This is a genomic window from Stenotrophomonas sp. GL_111, assembly GCF_057835245.1.
In genome coordinates, this window is sequence record NZ_CM174421.1 from 752,203 (window position 1) to 767,247 (window position 15,045).

The 15,045-nt window shown below is 66.5% G+C and carries 12 protein-coding genes and 1 pseudogene; 10 read left to right on the forward strand and 3 right to left on the reverse strand.

What is annotated here, in order from left to right:
• Positions 1 to 10: 10 nt before the first annotated feature.
• The 6 genes and pseudogenes from murC (at position 11) to lpxC (ending at position 6,890) form a co-directional block, all read left to right on the forward strand.
• Positions 11 to 1,447: a UDP-N-acetylmuramate--L-alanine ligase gene (gene murC, locus AC3IPM_RS03325; RefSeq protein WP_489302528.1), complete on the forward strand. Its 1,437-nt coding sequence runs from the start codon at positions 11 to 13 to the stop codon at positions 1,445 to 1,447.
• A complete protein-coding gene (locus AC3IPM_RS03330; RefSeq protein ID WP_489302529.1) occupies positions 1,444 to 2,421 on the forward strand; it encodes a D-alanine--D-alanine ligase in 978 nt (325 codons plus the stop codon). Before murC ends, AC3IPM_RS03330 begins: the two co-directional genes overlap by 4 nt.
• Positions 2,418 to 3,095 (forward strand): annotated as a pseudogene (locus tag AC3IPM_RS03335) (cell division protein FtsQ/DivIB); the annotation flags it as partial. The gene AC3IPM_RS03330 and the pseudogene AC3IPM_RS03335, both read left to right, overlap by 4 nt.
• A gap of 62 nt (positions 3,096 to 3,157) precedes the next feature.
• Positions 3,158 to 4,393, forward strand: a complete 1,236-nt coding sequence (gene ftsA / locus AC3IPM_RS03340) for a cell division protein FtsA (RefSeq protein WP_017355446.1) — start codon at positions 3,158 to 3,160, stop codon at positions 4,391 to 4,393.
• Between the two features lie 175 nt (positions 4,394 to 4,568).
• Positions 4,569 to 5,801, forward strand: a complete 1,233-nt coding sequence (gene ftsZ, locus AC3IPM_RS03345) for a cell division protein FtsZ (RefSeq protein WP_489302530.1) — start codon at positions 4,569 to 4,571, stop codon at positions 5,799 to 5,801.
• Positions 5,802 to 5,978: 177 nt separating this feature from the next.
• Positions 5,979 to 6,890, forward strand: a complete 912-nt coding sequence (lpxC, locus tag AC3IPM_RS03350) for a UDP-3-O-acyl-N-acetylglucosamine deacetylase (RefSeq protein WP_489302531.1) — start codon at positions 5,979 to 5,981, stop codon at positions 6,888 to 6,890.
• 278 nt (positions 6,891 to 7,168) lie between these two features.
• On the opposite strand, the gene AC3IPM_RS03355 is transcribed toward lpxC, so the two are convergent.
• Positions 7,169 to 7,609 (reverse strand): DciA family protein, encoded by a 441-nt coding sequence (locus AC3IPM_RS03355; RefSeq protein WP_489302532.1) that lies wholly within the window; start codon positions 7,607 to 7,609, stop codon positions 7,169 to 7,171.
• A gap of 12 nt (positions 7,610 to 7,621) precedes the next feature.
• Between AC3IPM_RS03355 and AC3IPM_RS03360 the strand changes: the two genes are divergently transcribed.
• From AC3IPM_RS03360 to AC3IPM_RS03370, 3 genes are all read left to right on the forward strand, one after another.
• Positions 7,622 to 8,572 (forward strand): M23 family metallopeptidase, encoded by a 951-nt coding sequence (locus AC3IPM_RS03360; protein ID WP_489302533.1) that lies wholly within the window; start codon positions 7,622 to 7,624, stop codon positions 8,570 to 8,572.
• A gap of 185 nt (positions 8,573 to 8,757) precedes the next feature.
• Positions 8,758 to 11,487: a preprotein translocase subunit SecA gene (gene secA, locus AC3IPM_RS03365; protein ID WP_489302534.1), complete on the forward strand. Its 2,730-nt coding sequence runs from the start codon at positions 8,758 to 8,760 to the stop codon at positions 11,485 to 11,487.
• Between the two features lie 201 nt (positions 11,488 to 11,688).
• A complete protein-coding gene (locus AC3IPM_RS03370) occupies positions 11,689 to 12,642 on the forward strand; it encodes a Nudix family hydrolase (RefSeq protein ID WP_489302535.1) in 954 nt (317 codons plus the stop codon).
• Between the two features lie 38 nt (positions 12,643 to 12,680).
• Here AC3IPM_RS03370 and AC3IPM_RS03375 read toward each other — a convergent pair whose 3' ends face one another.
• A complete protein-coding gene (locus AC3IPM_RS03375; protein WP_489302536.1) occupies positions 12,681 to 13,271 on the reverse strand; it encodes a DUF4124 domain-containing protein in 591 nt (196 codons plus the stop codon).
• 53 nt (positions 13,272 to 13,324) lie between these two features.
• Entirely contained in the window at positions 13,325 to 14,152 is an 828-nt protein-coding gene (metF, locus tag AC3IPM_RS03380) for a methylenetetrahydrofolate reductase [NAD(P)H] (protein WP_489304003.1), read from the reverse strand.
• Between the two features lie 210 nt (positions 14,153 to 14,362).
• Between metF and AC3IPM_RS03385 the strand changes: the two genes are divergently transcribed.
• The gene (locus AC3IPM_RS03385; RefSeq protein WP_489302537.1) at positions 14,363 to 14,920 is read left to right on the forward strand and encodes a DUF3228 family protein; all 558 of its coding nucleotides are present in this window, start codon (positions 14,363 to 14,365) and stop codon (positions 14,918 to 14,920) included.
• Positions 14,921 to 15,045 lie beyond the last annotated feature (125 nt).

Here is a 15,045-nt window from a genome sequence, read left to right on the forward strand (position 1 = left end):
GAGGCCGCGCATGATCCGCCGCCTGCATGACACCAACGACCTGGTGCGCGCCTTCCCGCGCGTGCACTTCGTGGGCATCGGCGGCACCGGCATGAGCGGCATCGCCGAAGTGATGCTGACCCTGGGCTACGAAGTGTCCGGTTCGGACAACGCCGACAACGCGGCTACCCGCCGCCTGGCCAGCCTCGGTGCGCGCGTGATGCGCGGCCATTCGGCCGCCAACGTGCTGGGCACCGACTGCGTGGTGGTCTCCAGCGCGATCCGCGACGACAACCCCGAGCTGATGGAAGCGCGCAGCCAGCGCATTCCGATCATGCCGCGGGCGGCGATGCTGGCCGAACTGATGCGTTTCCGCCGGGGCATCGCCGTGGCCGGTACCCACGGCAAGACCACCACCACCAGCCTCACCGCGGCGGTGCTGAGCGAAGGCGGGCTGGACCCGACCTTCGTGATCGGTGGCCAGCTGCTGGCCGCCGGTGCCAACGCCAAGCTCGGCGGTGGCCAGTGGCTGGTGGCCGAGGCCGATGAAAGCGATGGCAGCTTCCTGCGCCTGAACCCGCTGGTGTCGGTGATCACCAATATCGATTCGGATCACCTGGAAAACTACGGCAACGATTTCGCCCGGGTCCAGGCCGCCTTCGCCGAATTCCTGCAGCGCCTGCCGTTCTACGGCCTGGCCGTGCTGTGCATCGATGACCCGGAAGTGGCCGCGCTGGCCGCGCAGACCCCGCGTCACGTGATGAGCTACGGCATGAGCAGCCATGCCGACGTGCGCGCCGAGGACGTGGTCCAGGACGGCCCGCGCATGCGCTTCACCCTGCGCCTGCCCGAAGGCAGCAGCCATCCGGTGACGCTGGCCCTGCCGGGCGCACACAACGTACTCAATGCACTGGCCGCCGCAGCGGTGGGCTGGCAGCTGGGCGTGACGCCGGACGCCATCGCCCGCGCGCTGGAAAGCTTCGCCGGCATCGGCCGCCGCTTCAATGACCTGGGCATCGTCACCACCCCGAACGGCGCCAAGGTGCGGGTGATCGACGACTACGGCCATCACCCGCGCGAACTGGCGGCCGTGTTCGCCGCCGCTCGTGGCGGCTGGCCGGACCAGCGCCTGGTGGTGGCCTTCCAGCCGCACCGCTACAGCCGTACCCGTGACCAGTTCGACGCGTTCGCCGCGGTGTTGTCCGAAGTGGACGCGCTGGTGCTGAGCGAGGTCTACCCGGCCGGTGAAGCCCCGATCCCGGGCGCTGATTCGCGCTCGCTGGCCCGCGCCATCCGCGCCCGTGGCCGCAGCGAACCGGTGGTGGTCGGCCAGACCGCCGAGCTCTCGCACGTGCTGCCGGACGTGCTGCAGGACGGCGACCTGTTGCTGATGATGGGCGCGGGCGATATCGGCCACGTCGCCCAGCTGATTGCCACCGAAGGCTTCACGGAGACCCCGGCGGCATGAGCACCATCACTTTCCCGCCGCTGCGCAGCACCGACCCGGCCGTTTTCGGTCGCGTCGCGGTGCTGCTCGGGGGCAGCTCCAGCGAGCGTGAGGTGTCGCTGGATTCCGGCCGCAACGTGATCGAGGCCCTGCGCGCGCGCGGCGTCGATGCGACCGCGGTGGATGGCATTCCGGCGCTGGCGCAGGCGCTGGTCGAACAGCGTTTCGACCGCGTGTTCAACATCCTGCACGGCCACAACGGCGGGGGCGAGGACGGCATCGTGCAGGGGCTGATGGAAGCCTTCGGCGTGCCCTACACCGGCTCCAATGTGCTGGGCTCGGCGCTGAGCATGGACAAGATCCGCACCAAGCAGGTGTGGCTGTCGCTCGGCCTGCCGACCCCGCAGTACCGCAAAGTCACCGCCGCCGACGTGCACGCGCACGCCGCCGAACTGGGCCTGCCGGTGGTGGTCAAGCCGGCCAATGAAGGTTCCAGCGTGGGCATCAGCCGGGTCACCGACGATGCCGGGCTGGACGAAGCGGTGGCCCTGGCCGCGCGCTACGACGGCCAGCTGCTGATGGAGCAGATGGTGGTGGGCGATGAGCTGACCGTGGCGGTGCTGGGCGACCAGGCGCTGCCGTCGATCCGCATCGTGCCCAAGGGCCAGTGGTACGACTACAACGCCAAGTACATCGCCGAAGACACCCAGTACCTGTGCCCGGGCCTGGACGGCGACGACGAGATCGAGATCCGGCGCATCGCGCTGGCCGCGTTCCGTGCTGCCGGTTGCCGGGGCTGGGGCCGGGTGGACGTGATGCGTGATCGCAGCAGCGGGCGCTTCTACCTGCTGGAAGTGAACACCGCGCCGGGCATGACCAGCCATTCGCTGGTGCCCAAGTCGGCGGCACAGGCCGGGATCGGGTTCGAGGAGCTGGTCTGGCGAGTGCTGGAACAGACCCTGGCCGACAACACACAGGAGCGCGCCGACGCATGAACGCGGTGCTGCGCATCTTCGTCTGGTTGCTGGCCCTGTCGGTCGTAGCGCTGCCCGTAGTGGCGGTGCTCAACGGCTGGGTCGGTGCCGAACGCTGGCCGCTGGCCAAGCTGCGCGTGCACGCCGAGTTCAAGCGGGTGCCGGCCGAACAGCTGCAGCAGGTGGTGCTGCCGTATGCCAAGGCCGGGTTCTTCGCGGTCAAGCTGCAGGACGCCCAGGACGCCATCGAAAAGCTGCCGTGGGTGGAAAGCGCGCAGGTGCGCAAGCAGTGGCCCGACGTGCTGGAAATCAGCCTGGTCGAGCACACACCGTTCGCGCGCTGGGGCAACGACCGCCTGCTGTCCGAGCAGGGCAAGCTGTTTGCCACCCCGAAGAAACTGCAGGACCTGCAGCTGCCCGACCTGGATGGCCCGGACAGCCAGACCGAAGAAGTCGTGGCGCTCTACAACGATGCCCGCGCGCTGTTCGCGCCGGCCGGCGTGGACGTCAAGCGGGTCAGCATGGACGCGCGTGGCAGCTGGTCGCTGCTGCTCAGCAACGGCACCGAAGTGGTGGTGGGCCGCGACGACGCACGTTCGCGCCTGCAGCGCTTCGTCCGCGTGCTGCCACAACTGACCAGCCAACAGGTGCCGATTGAACGCGCCGACCTCCGATACACCAATGGTTTCACGCTGAGCTGGGGTACCCCGGCCGCGGCCGCGCCGGCCAATGTGGCGAGAAGGACGCAGGACAGGACATGAATCGCAAGGGTGATAAATCACTGATCGTCGGCTTGGACATCGGCACCTCCAAAGTGGTGGCGCTGGTCGGCGAGTATTCGCCGGGCAATCCGATCGAGGTCATCGGCATCGGCTCGCACGAATCGCGCGGGCTCAAGCGCGGCGTGGTGGTGGATATCGAATCCACCGTGCAGTCGATCCAGCGCGCGGTCGAGGAGGCCGAGCTGATGGCCGGCTGCGAGATCCGCTCGGTGTATGCCTCGATCTCCGGCAACCACGTGCAATGCAAGAACTCGCCCGGGATCGTGCCGATCCGCGATGGCGAAGTGACCTGGGGCGACCTGGACCGGGTGCTCGACGCTGCCAAGGCAGTGGCGATCCCGGCCGACCAGAAGATCCTGCATGCCATCCCGCGCGAGTACGTGCTGGACGATTCGCAGGAAGGCATCCGCAACCCCGTCGGCATGACCGGCGTGCGCCTGGAGGTGCATGCGCACCTGGTGGTGTGCGCGCAGTCGGCCGCGGCCAACATCTCCAAGTGCGTGCAGCGCTGCGGCCTGCAGGTGGACGACCTGGTGCTGTCCTCGCTGGCCTCCAGCGTGGCGGTGCTGACCGCCGATGAGCGCGAGCTGGGCGTGGTGCTGGTCGACATGGGCGCCGGCACCACCGACCTGGCCGTGTTCGTGCAGGGCGCGATCTGCCACACCGCCTCGCTGCCGATCGCCGGTGACCACGTCACCAACGACATCGCGCACATGCTGCGCACCCCGACCCCGGAAGCCGAGCAGATCAAGGTGCGCTATGCCTGCGCCCTGGCCCAGCTGGCCACCGCCGAGGAAAGCATCCAGGTGCCCAGCGTCGGCGATCGTCCGCCGCGCCGGATGCCGCGCCACGCACTCGCCCAGGCGGTGCAGGGCCGTTACGAGGAAATTTTCGAGATGGTGCAGGCCGAACTGCGCCGTTCCGGCTTCGAGGAACTGGTGCGCGCCGGCATGGTGCTCACCGGCGGTGCCTCGAAGATGGAAGGCGTGGTCGAACTGGCCGAGGAAATGCTGCAGATGCCGGTGCGCGTGGGTATCCCGCAGCACGTCACCGGGCTGGGCGAAGTGGTGGGCAACCCGGTGCATGCCACCGGTGTTGGCCTGCTGCTGATGGGCAGCCAGATCGAACACCCCCGCCGCCCGTCGCTGCCCACCGGGCGCGCCGGCAGCATGTTCAAGAAACTCAAAACCTGGTTCCGCGGCGAATTCTGACGCGGCCCCTCGGCGGTAAAGCGGGGTGACACCCTGCTGCAGTACCCGGCACCACCGGCACCACCTGTAATACCAGCACTACACAACCCACACAGCCGCAACGGCGGCATGCAGCGCGACGGCAGGATGCCCGACCGCCCATGCCACCCAAAGCGGATACAACGAGGACACGGACATGGCGCATTTCGAACTGATTGAAAAGATGGCACCCAATGCGGTGATCAAGGTGATCGGCGTGGGCGGCGGCGGCGGTAACGCCGTGGCGCACATGGTCAGCACCAGCGTGGACGGCGTGGAATTCATCACCGCCAACACCGACTCGCAGGCCATCAAGAATTGTGGTGCCAAGCTGCAGCTGCAGCTGGGTACCAATGTCACCAAGGGCCTGGGTGCAGGCGCGAACCCGGAAGTGGGTCGCCAGGCTGCCCTGGAAGACCGCGAGCGCATCATGGATGCCCTGCAGGGCGCGGACATGGTGTTCATCACCGCCGGCATGGGCGGCGGCACCGGCACCGGTGCGGCACCGGTGGTGGCACAGCTGGCCAAGGAGATGGGCATCCTGACCGTCGCCGTGGTCACCAAGCCGTTCCCGTTCGAAGGCCGACGCCGCATGCAGGTGGCGCTGAAGGGCATTGAAGAGCTGAGCCAGCATTGCGACTCGCTGATCACCATCCCGAACGAAAAGCTGATCACCGTGCTGGGCCGCAACGCCACCATGATCCAGGCCTTCCGTGCCGCCAACGACGTCCTCCAGGGCGCCGTGCAGGGCATCGCCGACCTGATCGTGCGTCCGGGCCTGATCAACGTCGATTTCGCCGACGTGCGCACCGTCATGTCCGAAATGGGCCTGGCGATGATGGGTACCGGCACCGCCCGCGGTGATGACCGTGCCCAGGCCGCCGCCGAAGCCGCCATCCAGAACCCGCTGCTGGACGATGTGAACCTGGCCGGTGCCAACGGCATCCTGGTCAACATCACCGCCGGCGCCGACTTCACCATGGCCGAGTTCGACGAGATCGGCCGCACCATCGATGGCTTCGCGTCCGAAGACGCCACCGTGGTGGTCGGTACCGTGCTGGATCCGGACATGCAGGACGAAGTCCGCGTGACCGTGGTGGCCACCGGCCTGAACCGTGTCGTGGCGTCCAAGACCCAGCGTCCGGGCGAGCGCGCACCGATCAAGCTGGTCCGCAATGCCACCACCGGCCAGCCGGAGTTCGGCGAGTTCGACAACGGCGGCGATGCGGTCTCCAAGGCCGTCGGCGGCATGGGTCTGGGCATGGGTCTGCGTCGTCCGAGCGCGGACACCGTGGCCCCGTCGGCCCCGTCCTCCTCGAGCCCGGCGGCGGCTGAGCTGCCCAACGATTACCTGGACATCCCGGCGTTCCTGCGCCGCCAGGCGGACTGAGGGTTGCATGCCGGGGTCTTGTCCTCCCCGGTAGGCGCCTCCATGTCCCTTGCTGCCGGGCCAGGATAGGCCCGGCAGTCTGCTGCCCGTCCCATGATTCAGAAAGGGGCAGTGGTACTGCGTGTTATTCTTGTTTGTCATTGCCGCGCTGACAGCGCGCTCTTCCGGTCACCCCCCATGATTCCGCAACGCACCCTCAAGAACACGATCCGCGCCACCGGCGTAGGCCTGCACAGCGGTGACAAGGTCTATATGACCCTGCGCCCGGCCCCGGTGAACCATGGCATCGTGTTCCGTCGGGTCGATCTGGAGCCGGTGGTGGAAGTGCCTGCGCGCGCCGACCTGGTCACCGAAGTCACCCTGTGCACCGGGCTGACCTACCACGAGGCCAAGATCCAGACGGTGGAACACCTGATGTCGGCCCTGGCCGGCCTGGGTGTGGACAACATCATCGTCGAGCTGTCCTCGGCCGAGCTGCCGATCATGGACGGTTCCTCCGGCCCGTTCGTGTTCCTGCTGCAGTCGGCGGGCATCGCCGAGCAGGACGCGCCCAAGCGTTTCATCCGCATTCTCAAGACGGTGGAAGTCACCGACGGCGACAAGGTCGCCCGCTTCGAGCCCTATGAGGGCTACAAGCTCGGTTTCACCATCCAGTTCGACCACCCGATGATCCCGGCCAAGCAGTCGCGTGCCGAGATCGAGTTCTCCACGGCGGCCTACACCAAGGAAATCTCCCGCGCGCGCACCTTTGGTTTCATGCGCGACCTGGAGTACATGCGCGAGCGCAACCTGGGGCTGGGCGGTTCGATGGACAACGCCATCGTGCTCGACGAATTCCGCGTGCTCAACGACGACGGCCTGCGGTACGCCGACGAGTTCGTGCGCCACAAGATCCTCGATGCCATCGGCGACCTCTACCTGGCCGGTGGCCAGGTGCTGGGCGCCTATGAGGGCTTCAAGTCCGGCCATGCGCTCAACAACAAGCTGGTGCGGGCCCTGATGGCCGATGCCAGTGCCTGGGAATGGGTGAGCTACGCGGCCAATGCCGACGTGGCACCGGTGGTGTACGCACTGCCCGCCTATGCCTGATGGTAGGTAAGTGATTGATTTGATGGTAAAGCGAGCGGCGCCTTGGGGCGCCGTTCTGCGTTTTCAGGCTGAAGGCGGCGTCACGTTGACGTCAATGAACCGTGTACGTGCACAGGTCACGGATTTGTGAACCTGATCCAGGTTCTTACTGAATTTAACGCTTTTTTAATTAAACACTAACGACTGGCGGCCATTACGCAGCTACGATGCTGGCCGGCTCCCTGCCAAGTTCACGTCTCCGTGACGCGGCGGGGAAGGGGCGGGATGCCCCGATGCAGTCAGGACTTGGTGGAATCCACGTCGTGCAGACAAGCCAAAGCGTCGCGTAGCCCTTTGTGCGTGGCGGCTGAAACTGCGTGGGGTCCATTCCGGTTGTCGAGCGCTGGGGAGCGTGGCGGAGAAGGAGACGCAGTCTTGATGGTCACCTTGGTGACTTTCAGCCCGATGGACCGGGCCGCGTCGATGAGCTGGGCTTCGGCAAGCCGCACCTTGGCATGCCAGACCGGGGATTCGACGAGAAAAACGAGGTGCTCGCCGTTCACATTGGCCAACCGGCAACGGGTGGCCAGTAGGGGAGGCAAATGGGGGCGCAACTGCCGGTCCAGCGCATCGAGCCACAAGGCTCGTCGCAGCGGGTTCCCGGTTTTGTCCGCCATGACTGCATCCAGCGCCGGTTTCGGCACTGAGGCAGGACGGGCACTGGATTTCGGCTCAGACATGAAAACTCACTGATGGCATTCAAAAAGATCGTAATCAAAACGCGTGAAGGACAGGCCAAGACGCCGCTGGCGCGTTTGCGTTTCTACTTCGAAGATAGACCCCGGGCCCTGCTGGGCAGTGTGCTGGGGGTGGGCTGCCTGATCGGCTTCGGTGCCGGTATCGGTGGCAGCATGTTCAACGATTCCCGGCTCCACGCCAAGGTCGCCCAGCAGGAACGCGACCTGGCGCAGGCCCGCAAGGACGCCCAGACCCAGGTCAACGCGCTGGCTGCGCGGATGGGCGAGCTGCAGGCCCAGGCCACCCGTCTCAACGCCCTCGGCGAACGGCTGACCCAGATGGGCAAGCTGGAAGACGGCGAATTCGACTTCAACGAGACCCCGGGCCTCGGTGAAGGCGAAGCCGGCCCGACCCAGGACATCCCGGTCAGCGCGGTCAACAGCGACTTACAGGTGCTGGAGCAGCGCTTCGCTGCTTCAGGCCGCCAGCTGTCGGTGATGGAGTCGCTGATGTTCGATCATCAGCTGGAGCAGAACGCCGTGCCCTCGCGCATGCCGATCCGCAACACCTACATCACCTCCAATTTCGGCACCCGCAGCGATCCGTTCGGTCGCGGTGCGGCCACCCACAAGGGCATGGACTTCCACGCCCGTGTCGGTGACCCGGTCATGTCCGTGGCCGACGGCGTGGTCAGCTTCGCCGGCGTGAAGGGCGGCTACGGCAATGTGGTCGATGTCGACCATGGCAACGGCTATGTCACCCGCTATGCGCACAATTCGCGCCTGGTGGTGAAGGCCGGGGACCTGGTCCGGGCCGGGCAGGAAGTGGCCAAGGCCGGTTCCACGGGCCGTTCCACCGGTGCCCACGTGCACTTCGAGGTGTGGGAACGTGGCCAGGTGGTCAATCCGCGCAAGTTCCTCGGTGACGGCGGCAATACCCCGGTCGGGCGCGTGTCGCGCGGCTGATGGCGTCTGGTAGTGCCGGCCGCTGGCCGGCACTACCGCCACGGGGTTGAAACGCCAAGGCCCCGACCCAAGCTACAATGGGTGTTGCCATAGACAGGGCGCAGTGCGCCCTGTTTCGTTTGCGGCCGACGCCTCCCCCGGGAGCGCGTGGCCGTTGGGGCGTCTCATTCCAACCGGTTCCTTCAATGATCAACAGCCTGCTTACCCGCGTCTTCGGCAGTCGTAATGAACGACAGCTGCGCCAGCTCAACCGCATCGTCGCCAAGGTCAATGCGTTGGAGCCGGAAATCGAAAAGCTCTCCGACGAGCAGCTCAAGGCCAAGACCCCGGAGTTCAAGCAGCGCATCGCTGACGGTGAAGCCCTGGACAAGGTGCTGCCGGAAGCCTTCGCGGTCTGCCGCGAGGCCAGCCGCCGCGTGCTCGGCATGCGCCACTACGACGTCCAGTTGATCGGCGGCATGGTGCTGCACCTGGGCAAGATCGCCGAAATGCGCACCGGTGAAGGCAAGACCCTGGTGGCCACCCTGCCGGTCTACCTCAACGCGCTGGAAGGCAACGGCGTCCACGTGGTCACCGTGAATGACTACCTGGCCCGCCGCGACTCGGCGCAGATGGGCAAGCTGTACAACTGGCTGGGCCTGAGCGTGGGCGTGGTCTACCCGGGCATGCCGCACGGCGACAAGCGCGAGGCCTATGCCAGCGACATCACCTACGGCACCAACAACGAATTCGGTTTCGACTACCTGCGCGACAACATGGCGCTGTCGCGCGCGGACCGCTACCAGCGCGGCCTGCACTACGCGATCGTCGATGAAGTCGACTCGATCCTTATTGATGAAGCGCGTACCCCGCTGATCATCTCCGGCCCGGCCGACGATTCCCCGGAACTGTATATCCGCGTCAACCGCGTGGTGCCGGGCCTGATCAAGCAGGAAGCCGAAGAAGGCGAGGGCGATTTCTGGGTCGATGAGAAGGGCAAGCAGGTGCACCTGTCCGAAGCGGGCATGGAGCACGCCGAGCAGCTGCTGGTCGAAGCGGGCATCCTCAATGCCGAGACCGAAGGCCTGTACGCGGCGCAGAACCTGACCGTGGTCCACCACCTCAACGCCGCGCTGCGCGCGCACGCGATCTACCAGCGTGACGTGGACTACATCGTGCGCGATGGCGAAGTGGTGATCGTGGACGAGTTCACCGGCCGTACCCTGGCCGGCCGTCGCTGGTCCGATGGCCTGCACCAGGCCGTGGAAGCGAAGGAAGGCGTGCCGGTCCAGCGCGAGAACCAGACGCTGGCCAGCATCACCTTCCAGAACCTGTTCCGCATGTACAAGAAGCTGTCCGGCATGACCGGTACGGCCGATACGGAAGCCTACGAATTCCAGAGCATCTACAACCTGGAAGTGGTGGTGATCCCGACCAACCGCCCGACCATCCGCAAGGACGGTTCGGACCAGGTGTTCCTCAACCGCAACGGCAAGTTCAATGCCGTGCTGGCCGACATCCAGGCCTGCAACGAGCGCGGCCAGCCGGTGCTGGTGGGTACCACCTCGATTGAAACCTCGGAGATGCTGTCCGAGCACCTGAACAAGGCCGGCGTGCACCACGAAGTGCTGAACGCCAAGCAGCATGACCGCGAAGCGATCATCATCGCCAACGCCGGCATGCCCGGTGCGGTGACCATCGCCACCAACATGGCCGGTCGCGGTACCGACATCGTGCTCGGCGGTTCGCTCGAAGCGCAGCTGCACGAGTTGGGCGAAGAGGCCAGCGATGCGCAGCGCGCCCAGGTCAAGACCGAATGGCAGACCCGCCATGAAGCGGTCAAGGCCGCCGGCGGCCTGCACATCGTGGGCACCGAGCGCCACGAATCGCGTCGTATCGACAACCAGCTGCGTGGTCGTTCCGGCCGCCAGGGTGACCCGGGTTCGTCCCGCTTCTACCTGTCGCTGGAAGACAACCTGATGCGCATCTTCGCCTCGGACTGGGTCCAGAAGGCGATGCGCATGATGGGCATGAAGGAAGACGACGTCATCGAAGACCGCCTGGTCAGCCGCCAGATCGAAAAGGCGCAGCGCAAGGTGGAAGCGCACAACTTCGATATCCGTAAGAACCTGCTCGACTTCGACGACGTCAACAACGACCAGCGCAAGGTGATCTACGCCCAGCGCGATGAGCTGCTGGACGCCGAGTCGGTGAAGGACAACGTGGACGGCATCCGCGGCGATGTGATCTACGACATCGTGGCGCGCTTCGTGCCGCCGAACTCGATCGACGAGCAGTGGGACCTGCCGGGCCTGGAAGCGACGCTGGCGTCGGATCTGGGCGTGCAGATGGACCTGGTGGGTCTGTTCAAGCAGCACGAGGAACTGGACGCCGAGGCGATTGCCGAGAAGGTGCAGACCCGCATCGACGAGCACTTCGCCGAGAAGGAAGCCGGCGTGGGCGACGAGACCATGCGCGCGCTGGAGAAGCACGTGATGCTGACCGTGCTCGACCAGAGCTGGAAGGAGCATCTGGCGCGCATGGATTACCTGCGCCAGGGCATCTACCTGCGCGGTTATGCGCAGAAGCAGCCCAAGCAGGAATACAAGAAGGAAGCCTTCGAGCTGTTCTCGGAAATGCTGGAGAACGTCAAGCGCGAAGTGGTGACCCTGCTGGCGCGCGTACGCATCCGCAGCGAAGAGGAAGTGGCTGCGCTGGAGCAGGCCGAACGCCAGCAGGCCGAAGCCCGCCTGCTGCAGTCGCAGTTCCAGCATCAGGACGCCGGCAGCTACAGCGCGAAGGAAGAAGTGGACGAGATGCAGGCGCAGGCCGGTGTCGGCCAGGTCACCCGCGACGAGCCCAAGGTCGGTCGCAACGACCCGTGCCCATGCGGCAGCGGCAAGAAGTACAAGCACTGCCACGGCCAGCTGAGCTGACCTTGGCGGCATGAAAAGAAGCCCCGCCTTGTGCGGGGTTTTTTTGGGGTTCTTCTTCGATTGAGGGGAGCATCTCACTCCTTTTGAGGCTGAGGCGAGCGTTTGGGGCCGCCTTGGTGGCTGGCAGGCGCCACACGACATGTACCGCAGGGACTTACGCCGGGATTGCATCAGCCCGGTGGCATTGGGCATCCTGACCGCATGCCATCCCCCAAACGATCGATCCACGTCGTGGCCGGCGTCATCACCGACGCCCGCGGCCGCATCCTGCTCAACCGCCGCACCGAGAACAGCGACATGGCCGGGCTATGGGAATTCCCCGGCGGCAAGCGCGAGCCCGGTGAGAGTTCCGAGCAGGCGCTGATGCGCGAGCTGCGTGAAGAGCTGGGCATCGAGGCCGAGGTCGGCGAGTGGATCATGGATGTGCCGCAGATCTACCCGGACAAGCGGCTGCGCCTGGAAGTGCGCCGGATCCGCAGCTGGAAGGGCTCCCCGCGCGGCCGCGAGGGCCAGGCGATCACCTGGGTGGCGCCGGAAAAGCTGTCGCGCTATTCGATGCCCCCGGCCGACCTGCCGGTGGTGGCGGCGTTGCGCCACCCGGACCGCTACCTGATCACCCCGGAACCGGATGCCGACCACGCCAGCGCCCACGATCTGTGGCACCAGCGGTTGGCGCAGGCGCTGCAGGCCGGGGTCCGCCGGATCCAGCTGCGCACGCCGGACAGTCCGGCGCGGGTGGCCCTGGCCGAACAGGCCGTCGCCACCCATCGCGGCAACGTGCAGTGGCTGCTCAACCGCGATATCGAGTTGGCCCGGCGGCTGGGAGTGGGGGTGCACCTGGGTAGCGAGCAGCTGCTGCAGCTGGGCGAGCGGCCGCTGCCGGCCGAGCAGCTGGTCGCGGCTTCCTGTCACGATCTGGCGCAGCTGCAGGCCGCACAGCGGCTGGGCTGCGATTTCGCGGTGCTCGGTCCGGTGCTGGCCACGGCCAGTCATCCGCAGGCTGCGGCGATGGGCTGGGAGGCCTTCGAGGCGCTACGCGAGCAGGTGTCGCTGCCGCTGTACGCCCTGGGTGGGCTGGCCCCGGCGGATATCAGCGAGGCGCGCCGCCACGGCGGCCAGGGCATCGCCGCCATCCGCGCGCTCTGGCCGGACTGACCCCCCGGTAGTGCCGGCCGCTGGCCGGCACGCCGTTCCTACAACGTGATCCAGAAACACCCGTACTGGCGGCGCAGCCCAAACACGGTGCGCGCCGGGGTGGCGCTGTTGCCCAGGGTCTGCTCCAGACGCAGCCCGACGGGACGCGGCCGGCTGCTGGCCGCGACCGTGGCCAGGGCTGGATCGGCCGGCGTTGCGCTGGCACCGGCCTCGGTGGGGGCTGTTTGCGCTGCGTCGTCGCGTTCCGGGTACACCGGCGCGATATCCACCAATGGTCGCTGCACCACCGATTCCAGCCGGCCGATGATCTGGTTCGCGGTCGCGTTGGAGACATTGCTCCACAGGTAGATCGAGGACAGCCGGTTGACGTCCTGCAGGCTCACCGCGTCGCGGATCTGCCCGGTCAATTCGCTCAGTCGCCGCGCACAGCCGGCACGGTAGATGCCGGTGTTGCCCACCGATGGGGCGTGCGCAGGCATCCGCGCGGTGGCGCCCAGCGCATCACAGCTGCGGTCGGTGAACACGGTCTGGCCCTGCGCGTTGGTACAGCGGTTGACCTTCGGCGCCTGCGCCGAGGCCGGGGCAGGCAGGCACAGTGCGCACAGCAGCAGGAATACGACCGGTTTCATCGCAGCAGAGTAACCACGCCGGCGTTATCTGCAAGCGATTGATGCAGCCGACTTCAACCGCGCAGCAGCTTCAATACCTGGGTGGTCGGCTTGGCCAGGTTCAACGTATAGAAATGCAGCCCCGGTGCGCCCCCGGCGACCAGCTGCTGGCACAGGTTGGCGACCACTTCGGCACCGAACGCGCGCACCGATTCGGCATCGTCGCCGTAGGCCTGCATCTTCTTGCCGATCCAGCGTGGAATCTCCGCACCGCATTGTTCGGAGAACCGGCGCAGCTGGCTGAAGTTGGAGATCGGCATGATGCCCGGCACGATCGGCACGCTTACGCCCAGCTTGCGCACCGCATCGACGAAGTGGAAGTACGCATCGGCGTTGAAAAAGTACTGGGTGATCGCCGCGTCCGCACCGGCATCGATCTTGGCCTTGAAGTACTTCAGGTCCTTGAGCGCATCATCCGACTGCGGATGGGTTTCCGGATACGCACCCACCTCGATGCGGAACGCATTGCCATGCTCGGCGCGGATGAAGCTGATCAGCTCGGCGGCGTAGCGCAGGTCGCCCGGGTGGCCCATGCCCGAGGGCAGGTCACCGCGCAGGGCGACGATGCGCCGGCAGCCGATGGCCCGGTAAAGCTTGAGCAGCTCGCGGATCTCCTCGCGGCTGCCCCCCACGCACGACAAGTGGGGCGCCGCCTCGAAGCCGTGGTGCTGCTTGAGGTGGCGCACGGTCTCGGAGGTGTAGCTCAGGGTCGAACCACCGGCGCCGAACGTACACGACACATACTCCGGCGCGAAGGCCTTGAGCTTGGCGGCGGTGCGGTCGAGCTGGGCACGCTGGTCGTCGGTCTTGGGCGGGTAGAACTCGAAGCTGATGGCGGTCATGGGCGGCGGCGGCGGCTGGAGTGGCTCAATCATATCGCTTCATCGCGATGAATGCGAAGTGACACCTGGCGCGGTGGCAACGCTCCGTTCCGAGCTTCCCTCTGCTGTTGACCGATACACCAGGACTCCCGGAATGGTGGCGCTGGCGGTGCAAGGGACAGGGACCCTCGCAGGTTACCCTGTGCGCCCGTCCCGCTGCCGTCCCGCCCCATGTCCATCGTCCTCACCGAATTCGCCCGTCCCCGCCTGTTCCCGCGCGTGCCGCGTGGCAACACCATCCAGGACTGCAGCGCCGAGCAGTTCCAGGCGCATCTGAACGCGCATGCACCCTTCAAGGTGCTCGATGGCTATGCGCCGTTCTGCAAGCTGCACGTATACGAGAACTGGACCAGCACGCGCTGCCTCACGGTGCCGATCACCGATGCCAACCGCCACCAGTTGCATACCGGCTACGAAGCGCGCAACCGCGACGAGCTGCCGGTGCTGGTGCGCTGGTTTGAAGGCGTGGAATCACCGCGGGCCAACTACCTGGTGGTGATCCTGTACAGCGCCGAACAACTGGCACTGGAGGGCGCACCGATCGACGCCGACTGGGGCATCGTCGGCTGCATCTACACCGCCGAACCGGAAGAAGTGCCGATGGCGCCGATCACCATGATGCGCAACGCGCTGGGCGTGGAGGAGGGCGGATCGGGCGTGCCGCTGGACCGGCCGGCCTACCAGCGCGCCGTGACGTTCTGGGACAGCAACGCCAACTGGCGGCCGTGAGCCTGTGATGTGTGATCCGCCGTGACCGATGAATCGGCCACGGGCCGTGACCCATTGATCGGTAGTGCCACGCCATGCGTGGCAGGCGCTAACCCGGACGCAATGCAGCCACGCATGGCGTGGCT